Genomic DNA, 24,941 nt, shown 5'->3' on the forward strand with positions numbered 1-24,941 from the left:
GATCCTCAGTTGGTGGCCGTCTTGCCGGTGGATGCCGCGGCCTTGACCGGCGTGATCCGGTCGCCGTCGCGAACATAGGCGCCGGCCTTCGCGACGACCTCGTCGCCCTCGCTCAGGCCCGAGACGATCTCGATGTAACGACCGTCCTGGATGCCCGTTTCGATCCGCGCCATCTCCACCACGCCGTCGCGCACCTTGCGCACCACGGTTTCGGTCTTGCCGCTGGTCACGGCCGTCAGCGGCAGGGCCAGGGCCTGCTTTTCCTCGACCGTGATGTCGGCATTGGCATACATGCCGACGCGCGCCTTTTCGGGATCGAGAATGCTGATGAAAACGGTTCCGAGCCGCGTGTCGGCATCGACCGTCGGCGAGATCAGGCGGATCTTGCCGTCGAGCGTGACGCTGCTGTCGGCGAGCTTCAGGCTGGCTTTCTGGCCGACGGCCAGTTTCAGAAGATCGCCTTCCGAGACGTCGGCGCGCATTTCCACGGCGCCGTCTCGGATGATGGTGAACAATGGCTGCCCGGAGCCGGCGGCGATGGCGCCGACCTTGGCCGTGCGGGCGGAGACGGTGCCGGCGACCGGCGCCTTGATGACGGTGCGCGCCAGGCGCAGATCCACGTCGGACATCTGGGCTTCGACCACCTTGATGTCGGACTGCGCGACCGCGATCAGCTGCTCGGCCGAGGTGACGCGCGCAAGGGCTGCGGCGGCGGCGGCCTCCGTCTGATCGGCGAGGGCGGTGGAAACGGTGCCTGCGTCCTTGAGTTTCGCGTTGCGCTCGGAGACGCGGACGGCTTCCTTCGCATTGGCCTGCGCCTCGACGAGCTGCGCCTGATACTGGGCGAGCGAGGCGCGGGCCTTCGCGAGGCTTGCCTCGTTCTGGCTGCGCGTCAGCAGCAGGGCATCCTCGTTCAGCGTCGCCATGGTGGCGTCGGCCTCGACCTTGTCGCCGATATCCACCGCGAGGCTGCGGATCGACAGACCTTCGACAAGCGGCTGCACGAAGGTTTCCTCGACGGCCTGGATCGTCCCGGTCGCGATCACCCGGTCGATGATCTTGCGCGTTTCGGCCCTGGTGACCACGATGGAGGGATAGGCCGTCTCGGGCTTGGCCTGCGTCTTCGCTTCAGACGTTGCGGCCTCCTGCGCAAGGGCCGCAGGTGTCAGGGAAGGAGCGACCGACAGGGCGAGGACGGTGAGAAACACGGCAACCGGCGACCGGGCCGAAACCGGCCTGGCGCGCATGCCACCTGCAAAGGGTCTTCCAGCCGCCATCGGCGTGTCCTCATTGTCGAATTGTGCTGAAAGACGACGATTGCCGCCTGTCCGCCCCATGATCTGAAGGCACGCGCCACGCCCCCGCGGCACTGCACCCGGCAATCTCTTTACCATCATCCCAGGTTTCGCGCGCGCAGAATCATGGTCGCGATCTGCGTCAAAGAGCGCGGAAACCGCGCTTTGGACGAGGTTTTTACGGTATATGGCGTCGGGATCAGGCAATTTTCAGGCAGAACGCAAAACGCGCGACCGAGGCCGCGCGCTGCTTTCTGTCGAAGACCTGTGGGCCTATTTCAGGGCCGCGTCGGTGATCTCGTGCGTCCAGGCGCCGGTCGGCTCCTTGGTGATGACGGGGTCGGAGCCGCCCTTCATGAGGGATGCGACGGTGCGGGTGTAGTCCGCCTCGTCCAGCGCGCCGTTGGAGCCGGCGGTGAGCTTGGCGATCTCGCCCATCATGCGCTTCTGGTGCTCTTCGGTCTGGGCGCCGGTGGCGTCGTTTTCGAGCACGATGCCGGCGGCCTCGTCCACATGCTCCTCGGCATATTTCCAGCCCTTCATGGAGGCGCGGACGAACTTGACCATCTTGTCCTTGAAGGCCGGGTCCTTCAGCTTGTCTTCGAGCACGTAGAGGCCGTCCTCCAGCGTCGCGACGCCCTGGTCCTCGTATTTGAAGGTCACGAGATCCTCCGGCTTGATGCCGGCGTCGAGAACCTGGCCGTACTCGTTATAGGTCATGGTGGAAATGCAGGCGGCCTGCTTCTGGATCAGCGGATCGACGTTGAAGCCCTGCTTGAGGACCGTCACGCCGTCCGGCCCGCCATCCGTCTTGAGGCCAAGCTGGCTCATCCAGGAGAGGAACGGATACTCGTTGCCGAAGAACCAGACGCCGAGCGTCTTGCCCTTGAAATCGGCCGGGCTCGCGACGCCGCTTTCCTTCAGGCAGGTCAGCATCATGCCGGACTTCTTGAAAGGCTGGGCGATATTGACGAGGGCGACGCCCTTTTCGCGCGTGGCGAGCGCCGAGGGCATCCAGTCGACCACGACATCGGCGCCGCCACCGGCGATGACCTGCGGCGGGGCGATATCCGGGCCGCCCGGCTTGATCTCGACGTCGAGACCTTCCGCCTCGTAGAAACCCTTGTCCTTGGCGACGTAATAGCCGGCGAACTGGGCCTGCGTGACCCATTTGAGCTGCAGCGTCACCTTTTCCGCCGCCATGGCGTCGAAGGCGGCCAGCGACAGCGCGCTGGACATGAGAAGCGATGCGATTGTCCGTTTCATATGCGTTCCCTTTGTTATCGTTCGTCTTCTTTTTACGCCCGTCCACCGCGGACGGACGGATGCCAGAACGTGACGACGCGTTCCACCAGCGCCACCACACCATAAAACACCGAGCCGGCCAGCGCCGCCACAGCGATTTCCGCCCAGACCATGTCGACATTCATGCGTCCGACCTCGGTGGAGATGCGGAAGCCCATGCCGACGATCGGCGTGCCGAAGAATTCCGCGACGATGGCACCGATCAGGGCCAGCGTCGAGTTGATCTTCAGCGCATTGAAGATGAAAGGCCAGGCGGCGGGCAGGCGAAGCTTGACCAGCGTCTGGAACCAGGAGGCCGCATAGGTCTGCATTAGGTCCTTTTCCATGCTGCTCGCGGCGGCAAGCCCCGTCACCGTGTTCACCAGCATGGGGAAGAACGTCATGATGACGACGACCGCCACCTTCGACGGCCAGTCGAAGCCGAACCACATGACCATGATCGGGGCGACGCCCACGACGGGGAGGGCGGAGACGAAATTGCCGAGCGGCAGCAGCCCCTTCTGCAGGAAGGGCGAGCGATCGATGGCGATGGCAACGAGGAAACCGAGGCCGCAGCCTGTGACATAGCCGGTGATCACGGATTTGAGGAAGGTCTGGCGGAAATCCGCCCAGAGCGTGGGCAGCGACGAGATCAGCCGCGTCCAGATCATCGAGGGCGGGGGCAACAAGACGGCCGGCACGGCAAAGCCGCGCACGAGACCTTCCCACAGCACGAGCAGGCTGACGCCGAACAGAATGGGGACGATGAGGCGGATCGTGCGCTCTAGGGCCTTCGAGGCCGGTTTGCGTCGGACCAGCCATTCGTTCAGCGCCCAGGCGCCGAGCCAGAAGAGGACGGCGGGGAGGATGGCGTTCATGGGCGGACTCCCATGCGGCGGAGCACCGCGGAATGGGCGGCGCCGACGATGAGGACGAGCACGGCGGCAAGGCCCGCGGCCATGAACAGGGCCGACCAGATCTGCACCGTCTGCCCGTAATAGGACCCTGCCAGCAGGCGGGCGCCGAGGCCGGCGACGGCCCCGGTCGGCAGCTCGCCGACGATGGCGCCCACCAGCGAGATCGCGACCGCCACCTTCAGCGAGGTGAACAGATACGGCATGGAGGCCGGCCAGCGGAGCTTCCAGAAAAGCTGCGAGGGGCTCGCATTGTAGGTGCGCATCAGGTCGAGCTGGATCTGTTCCGGACTGCGCAGGCCCTTCACCATGCCGACCGCGATCGGGAAGAACGAGAGATAGGTCGAGATCAGCGCTTTCGGCAGCAGGCCGGCAATGCCGATGGCGTTGAGCACGACGATGATCATCGGGGCGATGGCGAGGATCGGAATCGTCTGGCTGGCGATGATCCACGGCATCAGCGAGCGGTCCATCGCCCGGTTGTGCACGATGCCGACGGCAAGCGCGATGCCGAGCAGGGTGCCGAGCCCGAAGCCGACCAGCGTGGCGGAGAGCGTGATCCAGGCGTGATAGACGAGGCTGCGCTTGGAGGTCACCGGTTTGTTGATGGTCGTATCCCACAGCTCGGCCATCACCTGATGCGGCGCCGGCAGAACGGGCCGCGCCTGCGCCATCGTCCGCGGCACGATCTCCGAGAATGAGATGGTGGTGCCGGCCCGGGCGGCGGTGTCGCGCTCGAACGGCGCATTGAGGAAAACGACGGCGGCGTACCAGACGGCGAGGAGAGCCGCGAGAATGGTGAGGACGGGGACGATCTTTTCCCGGTTCGTCATGGGGTGGCCTCTGTCCTGAGAGGTGCGAGGCTGTTTAAGCAAGGCATCCCGCCGCTATTCGTCATAGCTGTGCCCCGCCCGCAAACCGTCCCGGACACGGCTGGCGATCTCCAGGAATTCCGGGGTTTCGCGGATATCCAGCGGTCGCTCCCGGGGCAGGGTTGATTCGATGACGTCGGTGATCCGGCCGGGGCGGGGGCTCATGACGACAATCTTGGTGGAGAGGTAGACGGCCTCGGGGATCGAGTGGGTGACGAAGCAGATGGTCTTTTCGGTGCGGGCCCAGAGCTCGAGCAGCTGCTCGTTCAGGTGGTCGCGGACGATTTCGTCCAGCGCGCCGAAAGGCTCGTCCATCAGCAGGAGGTCGGCATCGAAGGCCAGCGCGCGGGCGATGGAGGCGCGCTGCTGCATGCCGCCGGAAAGCTGCCAGGGAAATTTTTTGCCGAAGCCCGAGAGATTGACGAGCGCCAGCGTCCGCTCGATCCGCGCCCGCTTCTCGGCCTCGCCATAGCCCATGATTTCGAGCGGCAGCGCGATGTTCTGCTCGATCGTGCGCCAGGGATAGAGGGCTGCGGCCTGGAAGACGTAGCCATAGGAACGGTTCTTGCGCGCATCCTCGGGCGTCGTGCCGTTGACCGTGATCGTGCCGGCGGTCGGTTTTTCCAGATCCGCGATGACGCGCAGGAAGGTGGTCTTGCCGCAGCCCGACGGGCCGATGAAGGAGACGAAATCGCCCTTGCGCACATCGAGATCGACGCCCGTCAGAGCCGTGACCGGGCCATCATCGGTCTTGAAGGTGAGGCCGAGACCCCGGGCGGAAACGACGGAGCGGGCGTCCGGCGACGCGGTGTTCGGGGAGAAGGCATCGGGTCTTATCTGCGGCATTGCGAAAGCGGTCCCCATGTAGTGCCGTCCTTGAAACGGATCGTATAGCCCTTCGCACTTTTGTCGAGCGCGACGGTTTCCTTCGGGCCGACCTCGCCTTCGGCGTCGCACTGGGTGCGGATGGTAAAGCCGGTCGCGGTTTTCCCGGCCGTTCCCTCGAACTGGCAATAGGCCGTGGCCGTTGTGATGCCCTCGTCGTTGAGCAGGAAGAAAACGTCGGCGCCGCTCGATTCGCCCGTCTTGGCATAGACGCAGCCCTCGGCGTTGCCATAGGCGCCGTCGAGAAATGTCGGCGCGGCCACGCTGACGCCGGAGACGCAGCCGCAGGCGGCCAGGAGCACGAGGGTTCGCATCAGACGCCGCTCGCCGGGATGCCGGTCCGGGTGACCTTGCGCGGCGCCGTGATCTCCTTCCAGGTCGAGAGCGCCTTTGCGACCGGCGTCACCGGCGGGCGGCGCACGAAGTCGCCATGGCCTTCGCGGGTCTTCACCGTGTCTTCCTCGATCGCCACCACGCCGCGGGTCAGCGTGAAGCGGGGCAGGCCGGTGACGGTCTTTCCCTCGAAGACGTTGTAATCGATCGCCGATTGCTGGGTCGCCGCCGCAATGCTCTTCGTCCGCTTCGGGTCCCAGACGACGAGGTCGGCATCGGCGCCGACGAGGATCGCGCCCTTCTTCGGATAGATATTGAGGATCTTGGCGATGTTGGTCGAGGTCACCGCGACGAACTCGTTCATGGTGATGCGGCCGGTGGCCACGCCATGGGTCCAGAGCATCGGCATGCGGTCTTCCAGGCCCCCGGTTCCGTTCGGGATCTTGCGGAAATCGCCAAGGCCGGAGCGCTTCTGCTCGGTGGTGAAGGCGCAGTGGTCGGTCGCCACGCATTGCAGCGAGCCGGAGGAAAGGCCGGCCCAGAGGCTGTCCTGATGCAGCTTGCTGCGGAAGGGCGGCGACATGACGCGGCGGGCGGCATGGTCCCAGTCGGCATTGCCATATTCGCTTTCGTCCAGCGTCAGGTGCTGGATGAGCGGTTCGCCATAGACCCGCATGCCCTTCTGCCGGGCGCGGCGGATGGCCTCGTGGCTCTGCTCGCAGGAGGTGTGGACGATATAGACCGGACAGCCCGCCATGTCGGCGATCATGATGGCGCGGTTCGTCGCCTCGCCTTCGACCTCCGGCGGCCGGGAATAGGCATGCGCCTCCGGCCCGTCATTGCCCTCGGCGATCAGCTTGGCCTGCATCTGCGCCACCACGTCACCGTTTTCGGCATGGACGAGCGGCAGGGCGCCGAGCTCCGCGCAGCGCTGGAACGAGGCGAACATTTCGTCGTCATCCACCATCAGCGCGCCCTTGTAGGCCATGAAGTGCTTGAAGGTGTTGATGCCCTTGTCGCGGACGATCGTCTCCATTTCCTCGAAGACCTGCGCACCCCACCAGGTGATCGCCATATGGAAGGAATAGTCGCAGGCCGCCCGCGAGGTCTTGTTGTGCCACATGTCGAGGGCTTCAAGCAGCGACTGGCCGGGATTCGGCAGCGCGAAATCCACCACCATCGTCGTGCCGCCGGCGAGCGCCGCGCGCGTGCCGCTCTCGAAATCATCGGCGGAATAGGTGCCCATGAACGGCATTTCCAGATGCGTGTGCGGATCGATGCCGCCGGGCATGACGTAGCAACCCGTCGCGTCGAGCACATCGCCACCGGTAAGGTTCGGCCCGATGTCGGCGATCACGCCGTTCTCGATGCGGATGTCGGCGGCATAGGTCAGGTCGGCGGTGACGATGGTGCCGTTCTTGATGATGGTGGTGGTCATGGATGTTCCCGTTGTTGTTTCTTTTCGCTCGTCGGGAGAGCGGGATAAGGCAGGCCAACGGCCAGGATAAGAGCGGTTTCGAGTCTCGTCATATCCGCTGGCCGAAAATGGCCTATTCGTTGGCGGATGACGTCCTTCTTCAGCGGCGAGATTTTCTCGACCATGACCTGAGAGACGTGTTGCAAGCCGTTTTCGACGGTCGGCGCGACGATCGGCCGAAGGATCGGAGCGTCGATCAGATGCGTCGTGATCGGGCAGGCAAGAATGCTGCTCAACGGTTCGATCAAGGCATCTGCCTGCAGGATGACGGCAGGCCTGGGTTTTCCAAGTTCAGCCGGAAAAACCGCAATTACGACATCTCCCCGGCTGAGCTTCATGGCTTGTCCCAGTTATCCGGCCCGACGGCCGCGATCCAATCCATGATTTCGTCTTCCTCAGGGGCCACAGCGATCTGTCGTGCCTCCTGCTGAAGTTGCTCCTGAAACATCTTGTCGTCGGTATCGGGGATCCAGATCTCCACGGGGCGATACCCTCGGCTTATCAAATCCGCGCGTTCTTCCGGCGACAATTCTCTCGGGCGACCCATGATGGCTCTCCTCCTGTTTGCGTGCCGATCCTACTCCACAATCCCGGCCGTCTCCACCACGGCGTGGAACAGGACGTCGCAGCCGGCGCTGGCCCAATCCTTCGAAATCTCCTCCGCCTCGTTGTGGCTGAGCCCGCCGACGCAGGGGCACATGATCATGGTGGCGGGGGCGACGCGGGCGGCCCAGCAGGCATCGTGGCCGGCACCGGAGATGATGTCCATGTGGCTGAGCCCGAGCTTTTCGGCAGCGGTGCGAACCGTCGAGACCAACGTCGGATCGAAGGTGACCGGGTCGAAATGGCCGACGGCCTCCACCGAGCAACCGACGCCAAGATCGGCGCAGATCATGGAAGCCTCGGCCTCGATACGGGCACGCATGCGGTCGAGCTTGCTCTGGTCGGGCGTGCGGATGTCGACGGTGAAGACGACCTTGCCGGGCAGGACGTTGCGGGAATTGGGCGAAAAGAACACCTGGCCGACGCCGCCCACCGCACCCGGCTGCTCGCCCATGGCGACCTTCTGCACCATCTCGACGATGCGCGACATGGCAAGCCCGGCATTGACGCGCAGGCCCATCGGCGTCGAGCCGGTATGGGCCTCGCGTCCCGTCAGCGTGAATTCGAGCCACCACAGACCCTGACAGTGGGTCACGACGCCGATCGCCTTGTTCTCCGCTTCGAGGATCGGACCCTGTTCGATGTGATATTCGAAATAGGCATGCATCCTGCGCGCGCCGACCTCTTCCTCGCCGCGCCAGCCGATCCGCGTCAGCTCGTCGCCATAGGTTTTTCCGTCCGGGTCCTTGCGGCTATAGGCGTAGTCGAGCGTGTGGACGCCGGCAAAGACGCCGGAGGCGAGCATGGCGGGGGCAAAGCGCGCGCCTTCCTCGTTCGCCCAGTTGGTGACGACGATCGGGTGTTTCGTCTTCAGGCCGAGATCGTTCAGGGTCCGCACGACTTCGAGCCCCGCGAGCACGCCGAGCACGCCATCATATTTTCCGCCGGTCGGCTGGGTGTCGAGGTGCGAGCCGACATAGACGGGCAGGGCATCCGGGTCCGTGCCCGGCCGGGTGGCGAACATGGTGCCCATGCGGTCGAGCCCCATGGTCAGGCCGGCGTCCCGGCACCAGGTCTCAAACAGGCTCCGGCCTTCGGCATCCGCATCGGTCAGCGTCTGGCGATTGTTGCCGCCGGCGATGCCCGGGCCGATCTCCGCCATCTGCATCAGACTGTCCCAGAGACGGTCGGCGTCGACCCGCATATTCTCGCCCGGTGCGGCCATGGTCTATCCCTCTCCGTTCGGACGCGGCAGGGCGCAGGGGCGCTCTTCGGCCGACGTTCGATTGTGTTGTTCCCACCGGTCGAATGGGGCATTCTTTTTGTTCGCCCTCGTATCAGTCGTTGCGTTTGTCATTGAAGTGACTGATAATTTAACCGGTTGGTAAACATTACAACTTCCGTTGCAGCACTCAAGACGGAAAAGCAAAAAAAGAAAAGACGGCAGAACGACGCGATGGACTGGCGGCCGGAAGGCTGGCGAAAGGGGGCTTGGATGGCATTACCGAGGGCGGCCAAAACGCAGCGGCGCACGCGAATCCAGGAAGAGAAGGAAGAGCTGATCCTGGAGGCGGCGCTGGAGGTGTTTGCAACCAACGGCTTTCGCGGCAGCACCATCGACCAGATCGCAGACGTCGCGGGCATGTCGAAGCCCAATCTGCTCTATTATTTCCGCACCAAGGAAGCGATGCACCGGGCGCTGATCGAGCGGGTTCTCGACAGCTGGCTCGATCCGCTGCGCGAGTTCGATGCGGAGGGCAATCCGGTGACCGAGATCCGCGGCTACATCCGGCGCAAGCTCGAGATGGCGCGGGATTTTCCACGCGAGAGCCGGCTGTTCGCCAACGAGGTCCTGCAGGGCGCGCCCCGCATCGAGGATGCCCTGATGGGGCCGCTCAAATCGCTGGTGGACGAGAAGGCGACGGTCATCCGCGCCTGGGCCAAGGCCGGAAAGATCGCCAAGTGCGATCCCTACCACCTGATCTTCGCCATCTGGGCGACGACGCAGCATTATGCCGACTTCGACGTGCAGGTGCGGGCGGTGCTCGGCCCGGACCGCGCCGGCGAGGGACGTTTCGAGGATGCGGCCCGGTTTCTGGAGATGCTCTTCGTCAATGGTCTCGGGGTGGGTGTCCCGTCTACCGGAACATCCGGCGGTTGAATTCTCGATTGCGGAGGGCGGATCAGGCGCCGGTGCGCACGGCTCTGGCGATGACATCCTTTTTCTGGCGCGCGGCCGCCAGCAGGGTGCCGATCTCCTCGGCATTTTCGACGATCAGGGTTTCCAGCGTCCCCTTGCGACCGCGAATGGCGATGTCGTAGCTCTCGCGATCCTCCAGCTTCAGCCCGGCATAGCGGATGACGTCTGCGGACACGGCGAGCTGCGCGTCGTATTCCTTGGCAAAGCCCTCAAGGCGGCTCGCCGCGTTGATCGTGTCGCCGACAGCCGTCAGCGAGGAGGCGCGGCCGTAGCCGATATGGCCGATGATCGCCGATCCCGCATGCATGCCCATCGCGATCCGCAGCGGCTTGTCGAGTTCGCTCGTGAAGTTTCGGTTGAGCGTCTCGATTCCCCGGGCGACGCGGGACGTCGCCTCCAGCGCATTGGCGCAGGCGTCCTCGATCGAGCCGGTCAGGCCGAAAAGGGCGAGGACGCCATCGCCGATGAACTTGTCGATGACCCCGCCGGAGCCCTCGACCGCTTCGCCGATCGTCTCGAAATAGCGGTTAAGCAGGAACACCGTATCGAACGGCAGCTGCTGCTGGGTGAGCAGCGTGAAATCGCGCAGATCGCAGAACAGCACGGCGATGCGACGTTCGCGGCCGGCCGCCACATCCTCGCCGATCTGCGGGCGGACGCCGACATTCTCGGCGCCCAGAACCGGCGCGATGGAAACATCGTGCGTGGGCCGAAGCTGGCAGCCGAGGCGGACATTTTCGCCGGCGCGGATGCGGATCAGCGTCTGGCGCTCGCCTTCGCTGGGCGGCGGCAAGCCTTCCAGCCCGTCCGTTACCCGGACGCGACAGGTCGAACAGCGGCCGCGCCCGCCGCAGACGGAGAGATGGGGGATGCCGGCCGAGCGGCTGGCTTCGAGCACGGAAAAACCGCGCGCGACGGAGAGGACCTTGCCGTCGGGATAGCGGATGCGGACCTTGCCGCGGATGGGAAAGGACCGCCAGAGCAGCGTGATGCCGATGGAACCGGCAAGGATAAGGAAGATGCCCTGGCGGATATCGGCGAGAAGCGCGGGATCGGTGCGGCCCGACATGAACCAGGCGTTCGATGGCATGGCCGGGCCGACCGTGCGGGCGGCGACCACGAAGCCGAGCAGCGACAGGACCGGAATCAGAAGAGCCAGCGTATAAAGCGGCAAGGCGGCGCGGGGATACCAGTCACGCCCGCGCATCCAGAACCAGAAGCCGAGACAGCCATGCGCCCAGGCGATGATGAGGGCTGCGGACTGCCAGACGGCGCTTCCGGTGCGCGACCAGAGGCGCGGCAGGATATCGCGATAATCCGCGGAATAGCCCGACAGCATCCAGTCGATGCGGGTGACGGTGACATGGCTGACCAGAAGGAAGGGCAGAGCAAGGCCGAGCCCGATCTTCAACGCTTCGCGCAGCGGCATGCGCAGCGTCTGGCGCCGCCGAAGCCCATCGAGCGCCAGCACGAAATGCACGGCGAGCGAACCATAAAGGGCGATGGTCCCGGGCAGGCTGCGCCAGATCTCGTTGAAGACATCGCGCCCGCGCTCCATCGCGTCGATCGAGACGAGACCGAGCGCATGGTTGAGGAAATGCGTGAGCAGGAACAGCCCCAGACACACGCCGGTCCAGATATGCAGGCGCTTGCGCAGCTTCGAACGATCGCGTTTCAAGCAGTCTCCGGTTCGATCCGTTGATCACCGGATGCTTATCGGCCAGTTTGGGACGCGTAGCAACGCGGGAATTGTGACGCACGGGCGAGGCGAGGTCGATGGCCTGCAACCACAGGTTCGATCACGCAACCCTTCGCACTGCGACAAATTGCCTTGTCATAAAAAAAGCTTTCGCTTATACGGCGATCCTGGGGGGACTAACAAGACGTGAGGTTGACATGGCCAGTAAAACAGAGAGCAGCGCTCGGCGTTCGGGAACTTCGCAGCATCTGGCCATAAGCCGTCGGCACCTTCTCGGTTCGGCGGCAGGCGGCGCGGCCGCTCTGACCCTGTCCTCCATTCCCAGCTGGGCTCTTGCGGCCGAGAAGACGGTGGACGTCCTCCTCGTCGGCGGCGGCATCATGAGCGCGACGCTCGGCGTGCTGATCAACGAGTTGGAGCCATCCTGGTCGATCGAGATGATCGAGCGGCTGGACGACGTGGCGCTCGAAAGCTCCAACGGCTGGAACAATGCCGGCACCGGCCACTCCGCGCTTGCCGAGCTCAATTACACGCCGAAGGATGTGAACGGCAATGTCGATATCAGCCGGGCCGTCGGCATCAACGAATCCTTCCAGGTCTCCCGCCAGTTCCTCGCGCATCAGGTCGATCGCGGCGTTCTGAAGGACCCGCGCTCCTTCATCAATTCGACGCCGCATATGAGCTTCGTCTGGGGCGACGACAACACGGATTTCCTGGAAAAGCGCTTCGAGGCGCTGAAGGCGAGCGCGCTGTTTTCGGGCATGAAATTCTCGCGCGACCATGACGAGATCGCGCAATGGGTCCCCATCATGATGGAGGGCCGCGACCGCGCCCAGCCGCTGGCCGCCACCTGGTCGCCGCTCGGCACGGACGTCAATTTCGGCGAGATCACCCGCCAGTACGTCACCCATCTGAAGACCCAGCCGACCTTCACCCTAACCCCCTCCAGCGAGGTGCAGGAGATCGCCCGCAACGAGGACGGCACCTGGCGCGTCAGCTATACCGACACGCGGACCGGCGACCGGAAGGGCGTGATCAACGCGAAGTTCGTGTTTCTGGGGGCCGGCGGCGGTGCGCTGCCGCTCTTGCAGATGTCGGGTATTCCCGAGGCCGACGACTATGCCGGCTTCCCGGTCGGCGGGTCGTTCCTCGTCTGCGAGAAGCCCGAGATCGTCAACCGGCATCTGGCCAAGGCCTATGGTCAGGCGTCCGTCGGCGCGCCGCCGATGTCGGTGCCGCATCTCGACACGCGCATGCTGGACGGAAAGCAGGTCGTGCTGTTCGGACCGTTTGCCACCTTCTCGACCAAGTTCCTGAAGGACGGTTCCTATTTCGACCTTCCCGCGTCCGTGACGCTCGACAATATCTGGCCGATGCTGCAGGTCGGCATGAACGAGTTCAGCCTCGTCCAATATCTCGCCGGCCAGCTCCTGATGTCCGACGAGGATCGGCTTGCCGCCCTGCGCGAGTACTTCCCGCAGGCGAACGGCGAGGACTGGCGCCTGTGGCAGGCCGGGCAGCGGGTGCAGATCATCAAGCGCGACCCTGAAAAGGGCGGCGTGCTGAAGCTCGGCACGGAGATCGTCGCTTCGGCAGACGGTACGATCACGGCGCTTCTTGGCGCGTCGCCGGGCGCCTCGACGGCGGCGCCGATCATGCTCGACGTTCTGAAGAAGGTCTTTGCCGAGCGTCTGGCGACGCCGGAATGGCAGGCCAAGGTGAAGACAATGGTGCCGAGCTACGGCACGAAGCTCAACGAAAATCCGCAGGCGCTGGCGCTCGCCTGGGCCGCGACGAGCGAGCGCCTCCAGCTCGCCATCGCACCGCCGGCCATCGGCACCGCCGCACCGACCGCCCTTCCGTCCGCCGACGTGAAGCGCGTTCCGGATATGGCGCTCTGAGCCTCTCGATCGACGACCTGCCGGCTTGATGCGCGGCAGGTCACGATGGGAGCGCAACGATCCCGCCGCGCTCCGTCGATCGCTCCCCCGTTACTCCGCCGCCTGTCGCGACATCGGGTTGTTGGGGTGCGTTGTCCAGTTTGCGTAGGTTGCATCGACCACCTTGCCGGTGCGCTCGTCCAGCGTGCCCGGGGGCAGGGCGACCATGGTGATGCAGTCCTGCACGGGACAGACGTTGACGCAGAGATTGCAGCCGACGCACTCGTCCTCCATCACCTCGAAATGCCGGACGCCATCGACATATTGCGTGATCGCCTGGTGCGAGGTGTCCTCGCAGGCGATGTGGCAGCGACCGCATTTGATGCAGGCATCCTGGTCGATGCGGGCCTTGGCAATGTAGTTGAGGTTGAGATACTGCCAATCCGACACGTTCGGGACGGCGCGGCCGGTGATGTCGTCGAGCGTCCGGTGGCCCTTGGAATCCATCCAGGTGGAGAGCCCGGTGATCATCTCCTGCACGATCTTGAAGCCGTAGGTCATGGCGGCGGTGCAGACCTGCACGTTGCCGGCCCCGAGCACGAGAAATTCCGCCGCATCGCGCCAGGTGGTGATGCCGCCGATGCCGGAGATCGGCAGGCCCTGCGTTTCCGGATCGCGGGCGATCTCGGCCACCATGTTGAGCGCGATCGGCTTGACCGCCGGGCCGCAATAGCCGCCATGGCTGCCCTTGCCGTCGATCGAGGGTTCGGGTGCGAAGGTGTCGAGATTGACCGAGGTGATCGAGTTGATGGTGTTGATCAGCGACACGGCGTCGGTGCCGCCGGCCTTTGCAGCGCGGGCGGGTTGGCGGATGTCGGTGATGTTCGGTGTCAGCTTGGTGATGACCGGCATACGGGTATATTGCTTGCACCAGCGCACGACCATCTCGATATAGGCCGGCACCTGGCCGACGGCGGCGCCCATGCCGCGCTCCGACATGCCGTGCGGACAGCCGAAATTCAGCTCGATGCCGTCGGCACCGGTTTCCTCGACCAGCGGCAGGATCGCTTTCCAGCTTTCCTCCTCGCAGGGCACCATGATCGAGGCGATCAGGGCGCGGTCGGGCCAGTTCATCTTGACCTGCTTCATCTCGCGCAGGTTGGTGTAGAGGTCGCGATCGGTGATGAGCTCGATATTGTTCAGGCCGAGGAGCCGGCGATCGGCGCCCCAGATGGCGCCGTAGCGCGGGCCGTTGACGTTCACGACCGGCGGGCCGTCCTCGCCGAGCGTCTTCCAGACCACGCCGCCCCAGCCGGCCTTGAAGGCCCGCTCGACATTGTAGGCCTTGTCGGTCGGCGGTGCCGAGGCGAGCCAGAACGGGTTGGGGGATTTGATGCCGACGAAATTGTTGCGCAGATCAGCCATGGTTCATCTCCCTCAAGCGACGGCAGCAGACGGATGGCGCTCGGCCATCAGCGTGCGGTGGATCGATTCGGCGGCGTCCCGCCCTTGGGCGACGGCCGAGACGGTGAGGTCTTCGCCGCCGAGACGACAGTCGCCGCCGGCCCAGACGCGGTCGAGCGACGTTCGTCCCTCCTCGTCCACGAGGATGCGGCCGGACTGAAGCGCGACGACGCCGAGCGCATCGGCCTCCAGCGTCTGGCCGATCGCCTTGAGGATGTGATCGGCCGCAAGCACGCCGGTCTCGCCGGTGGCGATGAGGCGTCCGTCCGCTTCGGCGGTGTAATCCAGCTCGATGCCGGCGATCTTGCCGTCTTCACCGGCGAGAATGCGCCGGGGCTGCAGCCAGTGGCGGATGGTGACGCCGCGCGAGGTCGCGAGATCCTGCTCATAGGCCGAGGCGTTCATGTGCTCGCGGCCGCGGCGGTAGCAGATGGTGACCTCCTCGGCGCCCAGAAGTTTCGCCTGGACCGCCGCATCGATCGCGGTCATGCCGCCACCGATCACGACGACACGGCGACCGACGGGGATGTCGGTCTTGCCCGGCGATTGCCGCAGGGCCGCGATGAAGTCGATCGCATCCGCCACGCCCTCGGCCGCTTCGCCCTCCGCGCGCAGGGCATTGACGCCGGTCAGGCCCATCCCGAGGAAAACCGCGTCGTGACGGGCGAGGAGATCGGAAAGCTTGATGTCGCGGCCGAGCATCTGACGGTTGCGGATCTCGATGCCGCCGATGGCGAGCACGTAATCCACCTCCTTCTGCGCGAAGTCGTCGGTCGCCTTGTAGGTGGCGATGCCGTATTCGTTCAGCCCGCCGGCCTTTTCGCGCGCGTCGTAGACGACGACGTCATGGCCGTTGACGGCGAGGCGATGGGCGCAGGCAAGACCTGCGGGTCCGGCGCCGACGACGGCCACGGTCTTGCCCGTTGCGGGCGCACGTTCGTAGAACTGGCGATCTTCCGCCATGGCGATGTCGGTGGCGTAGCGCTGCAGCCGGCCGATGGCGACCGGGCGGCCCTCCGCCTCCATGCGGACGCAGGCCTCCTCGCACAGCGTTTCGGTGGGACAGACGCGGGCGCACATGCCGCCGAGAATGTTCTGGTCGAAGATGGTGTTGGCCGAGCCGATCGGATTGCCTGTCGCGATCTGCCGGATGAAGAGGGGGATGTCGATGGAGGTCGGACAGGCCGTCATGCACGGCGCATCATAGCAGAAGTAGCAGCGATCGGCCGCGACGAGCGCCTCGTGCTCGTCCAGGCGCGGATGCAGATCCGCGAAGTTCGCCTCGTACTGGCCGGGCGTCAGGCGCCCGCCGATCATTCCGGAGTCCGTCGTTCCCATGTTTTCCTCCCAATGGCAACCGCACGATCAGCGAAGGCTAACATGGAAAATTTCTTTATCAAACGGTAAAATTTCAGGACCCATTTTCGGTGTTTTCCAAGGCGCGGGGTCGATTGACAGGTCGCGGCAAAAGGTGTCAGCACTTCGGTTTCCCGCTGGACCTTGGGAGAGGCATGGAATGGCACGCAGACCGGAAGCGAATGCACGGCTCGACGATGCGGCACGCGCCGGCTGGCTCTATTATGTCGCGGGGCGCACGCAGGACGAGATCGCCGGGCAGATGGGCATCTCGCGACAGTCGGCGCAGCGGCTCGTGTCGCTCGCCATGGCCGAACGGCTGATCAAGGTCCGCCTCGACCACCCGATCGCCGCCTGCATGGAGCTCGGCCTGCGGCTGAAGGAACGCTACGGGCTGCGGCAGGCGGAAGTGGTTCCGAGCGATCCCACATCCTCCTCCACCACCGTCGGCATTGCGGAGGCCGGGGCGGCCGAGATCGAGCGCTGGCTGAAGTCGAGCGAGCCGATCATCATGGCGATCGGCACCGGGCGGACGCTGAAGGCGGCGATCGACCAGCTGCCGGCGATGGACTGTCCGCAGCATCGCATCGTCTCGCTGACCGGCAATATCGGCGTCGACGGGTCGGCCGCCTATTACAACGTCATCTTTTCCATGGCCGACGCCGTCAAGGCGCGGCATTTCCCCATGCCCCTGCCGGTCATCGTGTCCTCGGCCGAGGAGCGCGAGGTGCTGCACAAGCAGATCCTCGTGCAGTCGGCGCTCAGCCTCGGCACGCAGGCCGACATCGCCTTCGTCGGCATCGGCGAAGTGGGCACCGATGCGCCGCTCTGCCAGGACGGGTTTCTGGCCCATGACGAGATGGCCAAGCTGGTGGAGCAGGGGGCGGCCGGCGAAATCTGCGGCTGGATGTTCGACGGCGACGGACAGCTCATCTCGGGCGATATCAACAAGCGGGTGGCGAGCGTTCCCTTGCCGTCACGCGATACCACCACGCTGATCGGCATGGCCAAGGGCCGGCGCAAGCACCTCGCGCTGCGGGCCGCCTTGCGCGGCGGACTCATCAACGGCGTCATCACGGACGAGGAAACGGCTGAATATCTGCTCGCACCTTGAGCAAATATGTCAAAAAATTGTCAGTCCTTCCGATGACTTAGCCGCGTGTTCGGCGCTGCAGCAACGAATGCGATTGACAAGTCCGCCCTGAAAATGAGTAATTGCCCGTGAGCGAGGCAAATGCTCATTACTCTTCTGGGAGGAAGATCATGAATTTGAAGACATCACTGCTGGGCGCATGCTCAGCACTCGTCATTGCTGCCGTTTCCGGCGGTCTGGCCCAGGCCGAGACCCTCACCATCGCGACGGTGAACAATGGCGACATGGTCCGGATGCAGACACTCACCGACGACTTCACCAAGGCCAATCCCGACATCCAGCTCGAATGGGTGACTCTGGAAGAAAACGTACTGCGTGAACGCGTCACCACCGACATCGCGACCAAGGGCGGCCAGTACGACGTGCTGACCATCGGCACCTACGAGGTTCCGATCTGGGCCAAGCAGAACTGGCTTCTGCCGCTCGACAACCTCGGCGCCGACTACGACGTCGACGATCTGCTGCCGGCCATCCGGTCGGGCCTGACCGCCGACGGCAAGCTCTATGCCGCACCGTTCTACGGCGAAAGCTCGATGGTCATGTACCGCAAAGACCTGATCGAGAAGGCCGGGCTGAAGATGCCCGACGCGCCGACCTGGGAGTTCATCAACGAAGCGGCCCGCAAGATGACCGACCGTGCCACGGGCATCAACGGCATCTGCCTTCGCGGCAAGGCCGGCTGGGGCGAGAACATGGCGTTCCTCACGGCAACCTCGAACGCCTTCGGCGCTCGCTGGTTCGACGAGAACTGGAAGCCGCAGTTCGACCAGCCCGAGTGGAAGGCCACGCTCGACATGTATGTCAAGCTGATGAACGATGCCGGCCCGCAGGGCGCATCCTCCAACGGCTTCAACGAGAACCTGGCGCTGTTTCAGCAGGGCAAGTGCGGCATGTGGATCGACGCCACGGTGGCGGCCTCCTTCGTGACCAACCCGAAGGACTCGACGGTTGCCGACAAGGTCGGCTTCGCGCTGGCGCCGGACACGGGTCTCGGCAAGCGCGGCAACTGGCTCTGGGCCTGGAACCTCGCCATCCCCGCCGGCACGCAGAAGGCCGAAGCGGCCGAGAAGTTCGTTTCCTGGGCAACCAGCAAGCACTATCTCGACCTCGTCGCGCAGAAGGAAGGCTGGGCCAACGTTCCCCCGGGCACGCGCACCTCGCTCTACCAGAACGCCGAGTACCAGAAGGCGGCACCCTTCGCCAAGATGACGCTCGAAAGCATCAACGCGGCCGACCCGAAGAACCCTTCGACGAAGCCCGTTCCCTATGTCGGCGTCCAGTTCGTGGCGATCCCCGAGTTCCAGAGCCTCGGGACCACCGTCGGCCAGCTGTTCTCGGCAGCCCTTGCCGGCCAGATGTCGGTCGACGATGCGCTCGCCCAGGCCCAGACGGCGGCAACGCGCGAAATGACGCGCGGCGGCTACATCAAGTAAGCTGACCTGACGGGCGGGGCTGCTTCTCACGCTTCAGGCGTGGGTTGCCCCTCACCCTAACCCTCTCCCCGCTTGCGGGGAGAGGGGACGCACAACCCGGTAACTCCGAGTGCCCTTCGCCCTTGCCAAGCGGGGAGAAGGTGCCGGCAGGCGGATGAGGGGGCCAGCCCCGCGCACCGCACCACACAACCCACACAACAAAGCGCCACCCTTTCCGCCTTTGCGGAAGGCAGAGCCGGCGACACCAGAGGGAGGGTCCATCCATGGCAACGCAGAATACCCGAGGCCTTGCCCGGTTCATGATGGCGCCGTCCGTCGGCCTGCTCCTGATCTGGATGATCGTGCCGCTGGCTATGACGCTCTGGTTCTCCTTCCAGAACTACAATCTGCTCAATCCGGGCAATGTCAGCTTCGCCGGCCTGTTCAACTACCAGTTCTTCTATTCCGATCCCGCCTTCTTCCAGTCGATCTTCAACACGCTGATCATCGTCGTGGGCGTCCTCGCCATCACCGTCATCGGCGGCATCGCCATCGCGCTGATGCTCGACCAGCCGGTCTGGGGGCAGGGGATCGTGCGCATCCTCGTGATCTCGCCCTTCTTCGTGATGCCGCCGGTCGCGGCCCTCGTCTGGAAGAACATGATCATGCACCCGCAATACGGGGTGTTTGCCGATATCAGCCGTTTCTTCGGTTTTCAGCCGGTCGACTGGTTCGGGCAGTATCCGCTGTTCTCCATCATCGTCATCGTCGCCTGGCAGTGGCTGCCCTTCGCGACGCTGATCCTGCTGACCGCCCTGCAGTCGCTCGACGGCGAACAGAAGGAAGCGGCCGAGATGGACGGGGCGAATTTCGTCAACCGCTTCATCTACCTGACCGTGCCGCATCTCGCCCGCTCGATCACCGTGGTCATCCTGATCCAGACGATCTTCCTGCTCGGCGTCTATGCGGAAATCCTCGTCACCACCAACGGCGGTCCGGGCTATGCCTCGACCAACCTGCCGTTCCTGATCTACCGCACGGCCCTTCTCGGTTACGACGTCGGCGGCGCATCCGCCGGGGGCATCATCGCCGTCATCCTCGCCAACATCGTCGCCTTCTTCCTGATGCGCGCCGTTGGCAAGAACCTCGACAAGTAGGGAGAACCATCATGGCACGCGCCGTTTCGACCCGCAGGACCGTCTTCTTCACCGTGCTCGCCTGGATCGTGGCTCTGGTGATCTTCTTCCCGATCCTCTACACGATCATCACCTCGTTCAAGTCCGAGACGGAAGCGATCCAGGGCTTCAACCTGATCCCGTCGGGCACCGTCGAGAGCTATGCCGCCGTGCAGGCGCAGAGCAACTACTTCAAGTTCTTCCTGAATTCGGTGATCATCTCGGTCGGCTCCACCCTGCTGGCGCTCCTGATCTCGGTGCCTGCCGCCTGGGCGATGGCGTTTTCGCCGACGCCGCGCACCAAGGATATCCTGATGTGGATGCTGTCCACCAAGATGATGCCGGCTGCCGCCGTCATGGTGCCGATCTACCTGCTGTTTCGCGATTTCGGCCTGCTCGACAGCCGGTTCGGCCTCACCATCATGCTGACCATGATCAACCTGCCGATCGTCGTCTGGATGCTCTATACCTACTTCCGGGAAATTCCGGGCGAGATCCTCGAAGCCGCCCGCATGGACGGCGCCTCCCTCTGGGGCGAGATCGCCTATGTGCTGACCCCGATGGCGGTGCCGGGCATCGCCTCCACCATGCTTCTCAACATCATCCTCGCCTGGAACGAAGCCTTCTGGACGATCCGGCTGACGACCACGAACGCGGCGCCGCTGACGGCTTTCATCGCCTCGTTCTCGTCTCCGCAGGGCCTTTTCTGGGCGAAGCTTTCGGCAGCCTCGACGCTCGCCATCGCGCCGATCCTGATCATGGGCTGGTTCAGCCAGAAGCAGCTGGTGCGGGGTCTCACCTTCGGCGCCGTGAAGTAGCAGTTCAACAAAGATAACGACAAGACGAGCGGGAGCGCACATCATGGGCAATATACGTCTGAAGAACGTCTCGAAGAGTTTCGCCGCCACGACGGTCATTCCGGGCATCGACCTCGAAATCAAGGACGGCGAATTCGTGGTCTTCGTCGGGCCGTCCGGCTGCGGCAAGTCCACGCTGCTGCGGATCATCGCGGGACTGGAGGATGCGACTGCCGGTCATATCGAGATCGACGGCCGCGACGTCACCAACGAGGCGCCCGCCAAGCGCGGCCTTGCCATGGTGTTCCAGTCCTACGCGCTCTATCCGCATATGACGGTGCGCAACAACATCGCCTTCCCGCTGAAGATGGCGAAGATGGACGAAGGCGCGATCGACAAGAAGGTAACAGAGGCCGCGCGCGTCCTCAACCTCACCAATTATCTCGACCGTCGGCCGGGCCAGCTTTCGGGCGGCCAGCGCCAGCGCGTCGCCATCGGCCGCGCCATCGTGCGCGAACCCTCGGCCTTCCTGTTCGACGAGCCGCTGTCCAACCTCGATGCCGCTCTGCGCGGCACGATGCGGCTGGAGATCAGCGAGCTGCACAACCAGCTGAAGACCACGATGATCTACGTCACCCACGACCAGGTGGAAGCCATGACCATGGCGGACAAGATCGTCGTGCTGAATGCCGGCAATATCGAGCAGGTCGGTTCGCCGCTCGATCTCTATCATCGCCCGAACAACATCTTCGTCGCCGGCTTCATCGGCTCGCCGCGCATGAACTTCGCGACCGGTGCATTTGCCAGCGGCTATGACGCTCACACGATCGGCGTGCGACCGGAGCATCTGAAGCTGTCGCGCGAGAGCGGCACGTGGACGGGCCGGGTCAGCGTCGCCGAGCATCTCGGTGCCGACACGTTCCTGCATATTCTGGTCGAGGGCATCGGCCAGGTGACCGCGCGCATCGCCGGCGACGTGCCCGTCCAGCACGGCGACACCGTCTATCTGACGCCCGACGAGGCGCGCATTCACAAGTTCAACGAGAAGGGCATGGCGATCCGATGAAACGTCTTGAAGGAAAGAGCGCGCTGATCACCGGATCGGCCCGGGGGATCGGCCGCGCCTTCGCGGAAGCCTACATCGCCGAAGGCGCGACGGTGGCGATTGCCGACATCAACCTCTCCCGCGCCACCGAGACGGCGGGGGAACTCGGATCTCAGGCCTATCCGGTCGAGATGGACGTGACGCAGCAGGCGTCGATCGATGCGGCCATCGCGACCGTCGTCGCAAAGGTCGGGCGGCTCGATATTCTGATCAACAATGCGGCCCTGTTCGACCTTGCGCCGATCGCCGAGATCAGCCGCGAGAGCTATGACCGGCTGTTTGCGATCAACGTGTCCGGCACGCTCTTCACGCTGCAGGCGGCGGCCAAGCAGATGATCGCCCAGGGGCACGGCGGCAAGATCATCAACATGGCGAGCCAGGCCGGACGACGCGGCGAAGCACTGGTGGCGGTCTATTGCGCGACCAAGGCGGCGGTCATCAGCCTGACCCAGTCGGCGGGCCTCAACCTCATCCCGCACGGCATCAACGTCAACGCCATCGCCCCCGGCGTCGTGGACGGCGAGCATTGGGACGGCGTGGACGCGATGTTTGCGAAATACGAGAACCGGCCGCTCGGCGAGAAGAAGAAGCTCGTCGGCGCGGAAGTGCCGTTCGGTCGCATGGGGACGGCGCAGGACCTGACCGGCATGGCCGTGTTCCTCGCCTCGTCCGACAGCGACTACATCGTCTCCCAGACCTACAATGTCGACGGCGGAAACTGGATGAGCTGAGGCTCGCGCCCGCTCGATCTCCAAGCCGCGTTCCGAAAGGGTACTATCATGACCACCAAGCTCTCGCTTGCAAACCTGGATGCCATCAAGGCGACGGCGACCGTTCCGGCCTTCGAGCGCTCGGCGCTCAGCGCCGGGATCGTCCATTTCGGCGTCGGCAATTTTCATCGCGCCCACCAGGCCGTCTATCTGGACGACCTGTTCAACACGGGCCGCGACCATGACTGGGCGATCGTTGGGGCAGGCGTGCTGCCGTCGGATGCGGCCATGCGCGAAAAGCTGGCCGGGCAGGATTATCTGACGACGGTGGTGGAGCAGGACAACAACCGGTCCGCCGCCCGCGTGACCGGCCCGATGATCGACTATCTCGCGCCCGGAAACCCGACCGCAACCATTGCCCGTCTCGCCGATCCGGCGATCCGCATCGTGTCGCTGACGATCACCGAAGGCGGCTATTTCATCGATCCGGCCTCCGGCCACTTCAACCCGAAGCACCCCGCGATCGTTGCCGATGCCGAGAACCCGGATGCGCCGAAGACGGTGTTCGGCCTGATCATCGCCGGCCTCAAAGCGCGGCGGGAGAAGGGTCTCGCGCCCTTCACGGTCATGTCCTGCGACAATATTCCCGGCAATGGCGAGGTCACGCATGCGGCCGTTTCGGGTCTGGCGCGCCTGTCGGACGCGGCGCTGGCCGACTGGATCGACGCCAACGTCGCCTTTCCGAACGGCATGGTCGACCGGATCACGCCCGCGACCGGCCCGCGCGAGATCGGTATCGCCGCCGACCAGTACGGCATCGACGATGCCTGGCCGGTATTTTGCGAAGAGTTCAAGCAATGGGTGCTAGAGGATCATTTTCCCGCCGGCCGGCCGGCGCTCGAAACGGTCGGCGTCCAGTTCGTGCCCGACGTCGCACCCTATGAACTGATGAAGATCCGCATCCTCAACGGCGGTCATGCGGCCATCGCCTATCCCGCGGCGCTGCTCGACATTCATTTCGTGCACGACGCCATGGGGGAGCCGATCATCCAGGCTTTCCTCGAAAAGCTCGAGCATGACGAGATCATCCCGATCGTGCCCCCCGTGCCGGATACGGATCTCAAGGCCTATTACAAGCAGGTCGAGACGCGCCTGTTCAACCCGAAGATCGGCGACACGATTCCCCGCCTGGCACAGGACGGATCGAACCGGCAGCCGAAGTTCATCCTGCCCTCGACCGGCGATCGCCTGCGCCAGGGCCTCGACGTCGTCGGGCTGGCGCTGGTCTCGGCCCTCTGGTGCCGCTATTTCGCCGGCACGACCGACAGCGGCGCCAAGATCGCCTTCAACGATGCGAGTGCCGACCGCCTGCACGAGGCGGCTCTCAAGGCAAAGGACGATCCGATGGCGTTCCTGGCGCTTTCCGACATCTTCGGCGAGGTCGCGCAGTCCGAAATCTTCGCCAAGCGTTTTACGCATGCCTTAAAGACGCTATGGGAGCAGGGCACGCGCCAGACGCTGCAGCTGTATCTCGACGGAAAACTGACGGAGTAAGATCATCATGGCCGCACCCGAACTTGTCATCTTCGATTGCGACGGCGTGCTGGTCGACAGCGAGCCCTTGTCGATCGATGTGCTGGTGCGGGTGCTGCGCACGGCCGGTGTCGAGATGGATGCCGACGAGGCGACCGAGCGGTTTCTCGGCAAAAGCCTGATGACGATGACGAAAATCCTGCATGACGATTTCGGGTTGCAGGTGGACGAGGCGTTTCTGGAAGAGATGCGCCACGATCTTTACCAGCGGTTCGAAGCCGAGCTGCAGCCGATTGCGGGCATCTCCGGCGTTCTCGACGCATTGGATGTGCGGCGCTGTGTCGCGTCGTCGAGCCAGATGGAGCGCATTCGCCTGTCGCTGACCATTACCGGGCTGATCGACCGGCTGGAACCGCATCTCTTCAGCGCGACCATGGTGACGAACGGGAAGCCGGCCCCCGATCTCTTTCTGCATGCGGCGGACGCGATGCACGTGGCGCCGGAAAACTGCATCGTCATCGAGGACAGCCCGGCGGGTATCGTCGCGGCGAAGGCGGCCGGCATGCGCGTCTTCGCGTTCACCGGCGCGTCGCATGCCCGCACCGAGCGGCATCTCGGCGCCATCCGGGACCTCGCGCCAGACGCCGTGTTTGACGATATGCGCGAACTCATCCATCTTGTGGCGAAAGAACAAAAACGGGATGGACACCCAGGCTGACGCATCGCACCGCTTCACGGCCAGAGCCTGCAACACCGCGGCGCCCATGGCGCACGTCGGCAAGCGATCCATTGCC

23 protein-coding genes are annotated in these 24,941 nt (G+C 64.5%); 10 read left to right on the forward strand and 13 right to left on the reverse strand.

Annotation, left to right across the window (positions count from 1 at the left end; all coding sequences use genetic code 11):
• Positions 1-5: 5 nt before the first annotated feature.
• The 10 genes from ASG39_RS01015 to ASG39_RS01060 form a co-directional block, all read right to left on the reverse strand.
• Positions 6-1,277: an efflux RND transporter periplasmic adaptor subunit gene (locus ASG39_RS01015; protein ID WP_244481089.1), complete on the reverse strand. Its 1,272-nt coding sequence runs from the start codon at positions 1,275-1,277 to the stop codon at positions 6-8.
• Between the two features lie 291 nt (positions 1,278-1,568).
• Positions 1,569-2,561: an ABC transporter substrate-binding protein gene (locus ASG39_RS01020; protein ID WP_062591981.1), complete on the reverse strand. Its 993-nt coding sequence runs from the start codon at positions 2,559-2,561 to the stop codon at positions 1,569-1,571.
• Positions 2,562-2,593: 32 nt separating this feature from the next.
• Positions 2,594-3,457, reverse strand: a complete 864-nt coding sequence (locus ASG39_RS01025; protein WP_062591983.1) for an ABC transporter permease — start codon at positions 3,455-3,457, stop codon at positions 2,594-2,596.
• Positions 3,454-4,326: an ABC transporter permease gene (locus ASG39_RS01030; RefSeq protein ID WP_062591985.1), complete on the reverse strand. Its 873-nt coding sequence runs from the start codon at positions 4,324-4,326 to the stop codon at positions 3,454-3,456. The genes ASG39_RS01025 and ASG39_RS01030 overlap by 4 nt, the downstream gene beginning before the upstream one ends.
• A 54-nt stretch (positions 4,327-4,380) precedes the next feature.
• Positions 4,381-5,211 (reverse strand): ABC transporter ATP-binding protein, encoded by an 831-nt coding sequence (locus ASG39_RS01035; RefSeq protein WP_062591987.1) that lies wholly within the window; start codon positions 5,209-5,211, stop codon positions 4,381-4,383.
• Positions 5,199-5,564, reverse strand: coding sequence for a hypothetical protein (locus ASG39_RS01040; RefSeq protein WP_062591989.1), 366 nt, complete (start codon positions 5,562-5,564; stop codon positions 5,199-5,201). The genes ASG39_RS01035 and ASG39_RS01040 overlap by 13 nt, the downstream gene beginning before the upstream one ends.
• A complete protein-coding gene (gene hydA, locus ASG39_RS01045) occupies positions 5,564-7,021 on the reverse strand; it encodes a dihydropyrimidinase (protein WP_062591991.1) in 1,458 nt (485 codons plus the stop codon). Before hydA ends, ASG39_RS01040 begins: the two co-directional genes overlap by 1 nt.
• Positions 7,018-7,398, reverse strand: a complete 381-nt coding sequence (locus tag ASG39_RS01050; protein WP_062591993.1) for a type II toxin-antitoxin system PemK/MazF family toxin — start codon at positions 7,396-7,398, stop codon at positions 7,018-7,020. The genes hydA and ASG39_RS01050 overlap by 4 nt, the downstream gene beginning before the upstream one ends.
• The gene (locus tag ASG39_RS01055) at positions 7,395-7,607 is read right to left on the reverse strand and encodes an antitoxin MazE-like protein (RefSeq protein ID WP_062591995.1); all 213 of its coding nucleotides are present in this window, start codon (positions 7,605-7,607) and stop codon (positions 7,395-7,397) included. Before ASG39_RS01055 ends, ASG39_RS01050 begins: the two co-directional genes overlap by 4 nt.
• A gap of 30 nt (positions 7,608-7,637) precedes the next feature.
• Positions 7,638-8,888: a Zn-dependent hydrolase gene (locus ASG39_RS01060; protein WP_062591997.1), complete on the reverse strand. Its 1,251-nt coding sequence runs from the start codon at positions 8,886-8,888 to the stop codon at positions 7,638-7,640.
• Positions 8,889-9,158: 270 nt separating this feature from the next.
• Here ASG39_RS01060 and ASG39_RS01065 point away from each other — a divergent pair, with 270 nt between their 5' ends.
• Complete coding sequence (locus ASG39_RS01065) at positions 9,159-9,824, forward strand: TetR family transcriptional regulator C-terminal domain-containing protein (RefSeq protein WP_062593286.1); 666 nt, start codon at positions 9,159-9,161, stop codon at positions 9,822-9,824.
• Positions 9,825-9,846: 22 nt separating this feature from the next.
• On the opposite strand, the gene ASG39_RS01070 is transcribed toward ASG39_RS01065, so the two are convergent.
• The gene (locus ASG39_RS01070) at positions 9,847-11,541 is read right to left on the reverse strand and encodes an adenylate/guanylate cyclase domain-containing protein (protein WP_062591999.1); all 1,695 of its coding nucleotides are present in this window, start codon (positions 11,539-11,541) and stop codon (positions 9,847-9,849) included.
• A gap of 218 nt (positions 11,542-11,759) precedes the next feature.
• On the opposite strand from ASG39_RS01070, the gene mqo reads away from it, so the two are divergent.
• On the forward strand, positions 11,760-13,463 hold the full coding sequence (mqo, locus tag ASG39_RS01075) for a malate dehydrogenase (quinone) (protein WP_062592001.1): 1,704 nt from the start codon (positions 11,760-11,762) through the stop codon (positions 13,461-13,463).
• Between the two features lie 90 nt (positions 13,464-13,553).
• Here mqo and preA read toward each other — a convergent pair whose 3' ends face one another.
• Positions 13,554-14,867, reverse strand: coding sequence for an NAD-dependent dihydropyrimidine dehydrogenase subunit PreA (gene preA, locus ASG39_RS01080; RefSeq protein ID WP_062592003.1), 1,314 nt, complete (start codon positions 14,865-14,867; stop codon positions 13,554-13,556).
• Between the two features lie 12 nt (positions 14,868-14,879).
• Positions 14,880-16,244, reverse strand: a complete 1,365-nt coding sequence (locus tag ASG39_RS01085; protein WP_062592005.1) for an NAD(P)-dependent oxidoreductase — start codon at positions 16,242-16,244, stop codon at positions 14,880-14,882.
• A 178-nt stretch (positions 16,245-16,422) separates the two neighbouring features.
• On the opposite strand from ASG39_RS01085, the gene ASG39_RS01090 reads away from it, so the two are divergent.
• From ASG39_RS01090 to ASG39_RS01125, 8 genes are all read left to right on the forward strand, one after another.
• Positions 16,423-17,376 carry a sugar-binding transcriptional regulator gene (locus ASG39_RS01090; RefSeq protein ID WP_062592007.1) on the forward strand — a complete coding sequence of 318 codons (954 nt, stop codon included), beginning with the start codon at positions 16,423-16,425 and terminating at the stop codon, positions 17,374-17,376.
• 149 nt (positions 17,377-17,525) lie between these two features.
• A complete protein-coding gene (locus tag ASG39_RS01095; protein ID WP_062592010.1) occupies positions 17,526-18,848 on the forward strand; it encodes a sugar ABC transporter substrate-binding protein in 1,323 nt (440 codons plus the stop codon).
• 263 nt (positions 18,849-19,111) lie between these two features.
• A complete protein-coding gene (locus tag ASG39_RS01100) occupies positions 19,112-19,984 on the forward strand; it encodes a sugar ABC transporter permease (protein ID WP_062592012.1) in 873 nt (290 codons plus the stop codon).
• 11 nt (positions 19,985-19,995) lie between these two features.
• Positions 19,996-20,820, forward strand: coding sequence for a carbohydrate ABC transporter permease (locus ASG39_RS01105; RefSeq protein WP_062592014.1), 825 nt, complete (start codon positions 19,996-19,998; stop codon positions 20,818-20,820).
• A gap of 43 nt (positions 20,821-20,863) precedes the next feature.
• Complete coding sequence (locus tag ASG39_RS01110) at positions 20,864-21,865, forward strand: ABC transporter ATP-binding protein (protein ID WP_062592015.1); 1,002 nt, start codon at positions 20,864-20,866, stop codon at positions 21,863-21,865.
• Positions 21,862-22,635 (forward strand): L-iditol 2-dehydrogenase, encoded by a 774-nt coding sequence (locus ASG39_RS01115; RefSeq protein ID WP_062592017.1) that lies wholly within the window; start codon positions 21,862-21,864, stop codon positions 22,633-22,635. Before ASG39_RS01110 ends, ASG39_RS01115 begins: the two co-directional genes overlap by 4 nt.
• Positions 22,636-22,683: 48 nt before the next feature.
• Positions 22,684-24,168 carry a mannitol dehydrogenase family protein gene (locus tag ASG39_RS01120; RefSeq protein WP_062592019.1) on the forward strand — a complete coding sequence of 495 codons (1,485 nt, stop codon included), beginning with the start codon at positions 22,684-22,686 and terminating at the stop codon, positions 24,166-24,168.
• Between the two features lie 7 nt (positions 24,169-24,175).
• Positions 24,176-24,865 carry an HAD family hydrolase gene (locus tag ASG39_RS01125; protein ID WP_062592021.1) on the forward strand — a complete coding sequence of 230 codons (690 nt, stop codon included), beginning with the start codon at positions 24,176-24,178 and terminating at the stop codon, positions 24,863-24,865.
• The last annotated feature ends 76 nt before the right edge of the window (positions 24,866-24,941 follow it).

This window comes from Rhizobium sp. Leaf371 (genome assembly GCF_001424045.1).
In the GTDB taxonomy this organism is placed as follows: Bacteria; Pseudomonadota; Alphaproteobacteria; order Rhizobiales; family Rhizobiaceae; genus Ferranicluibacter.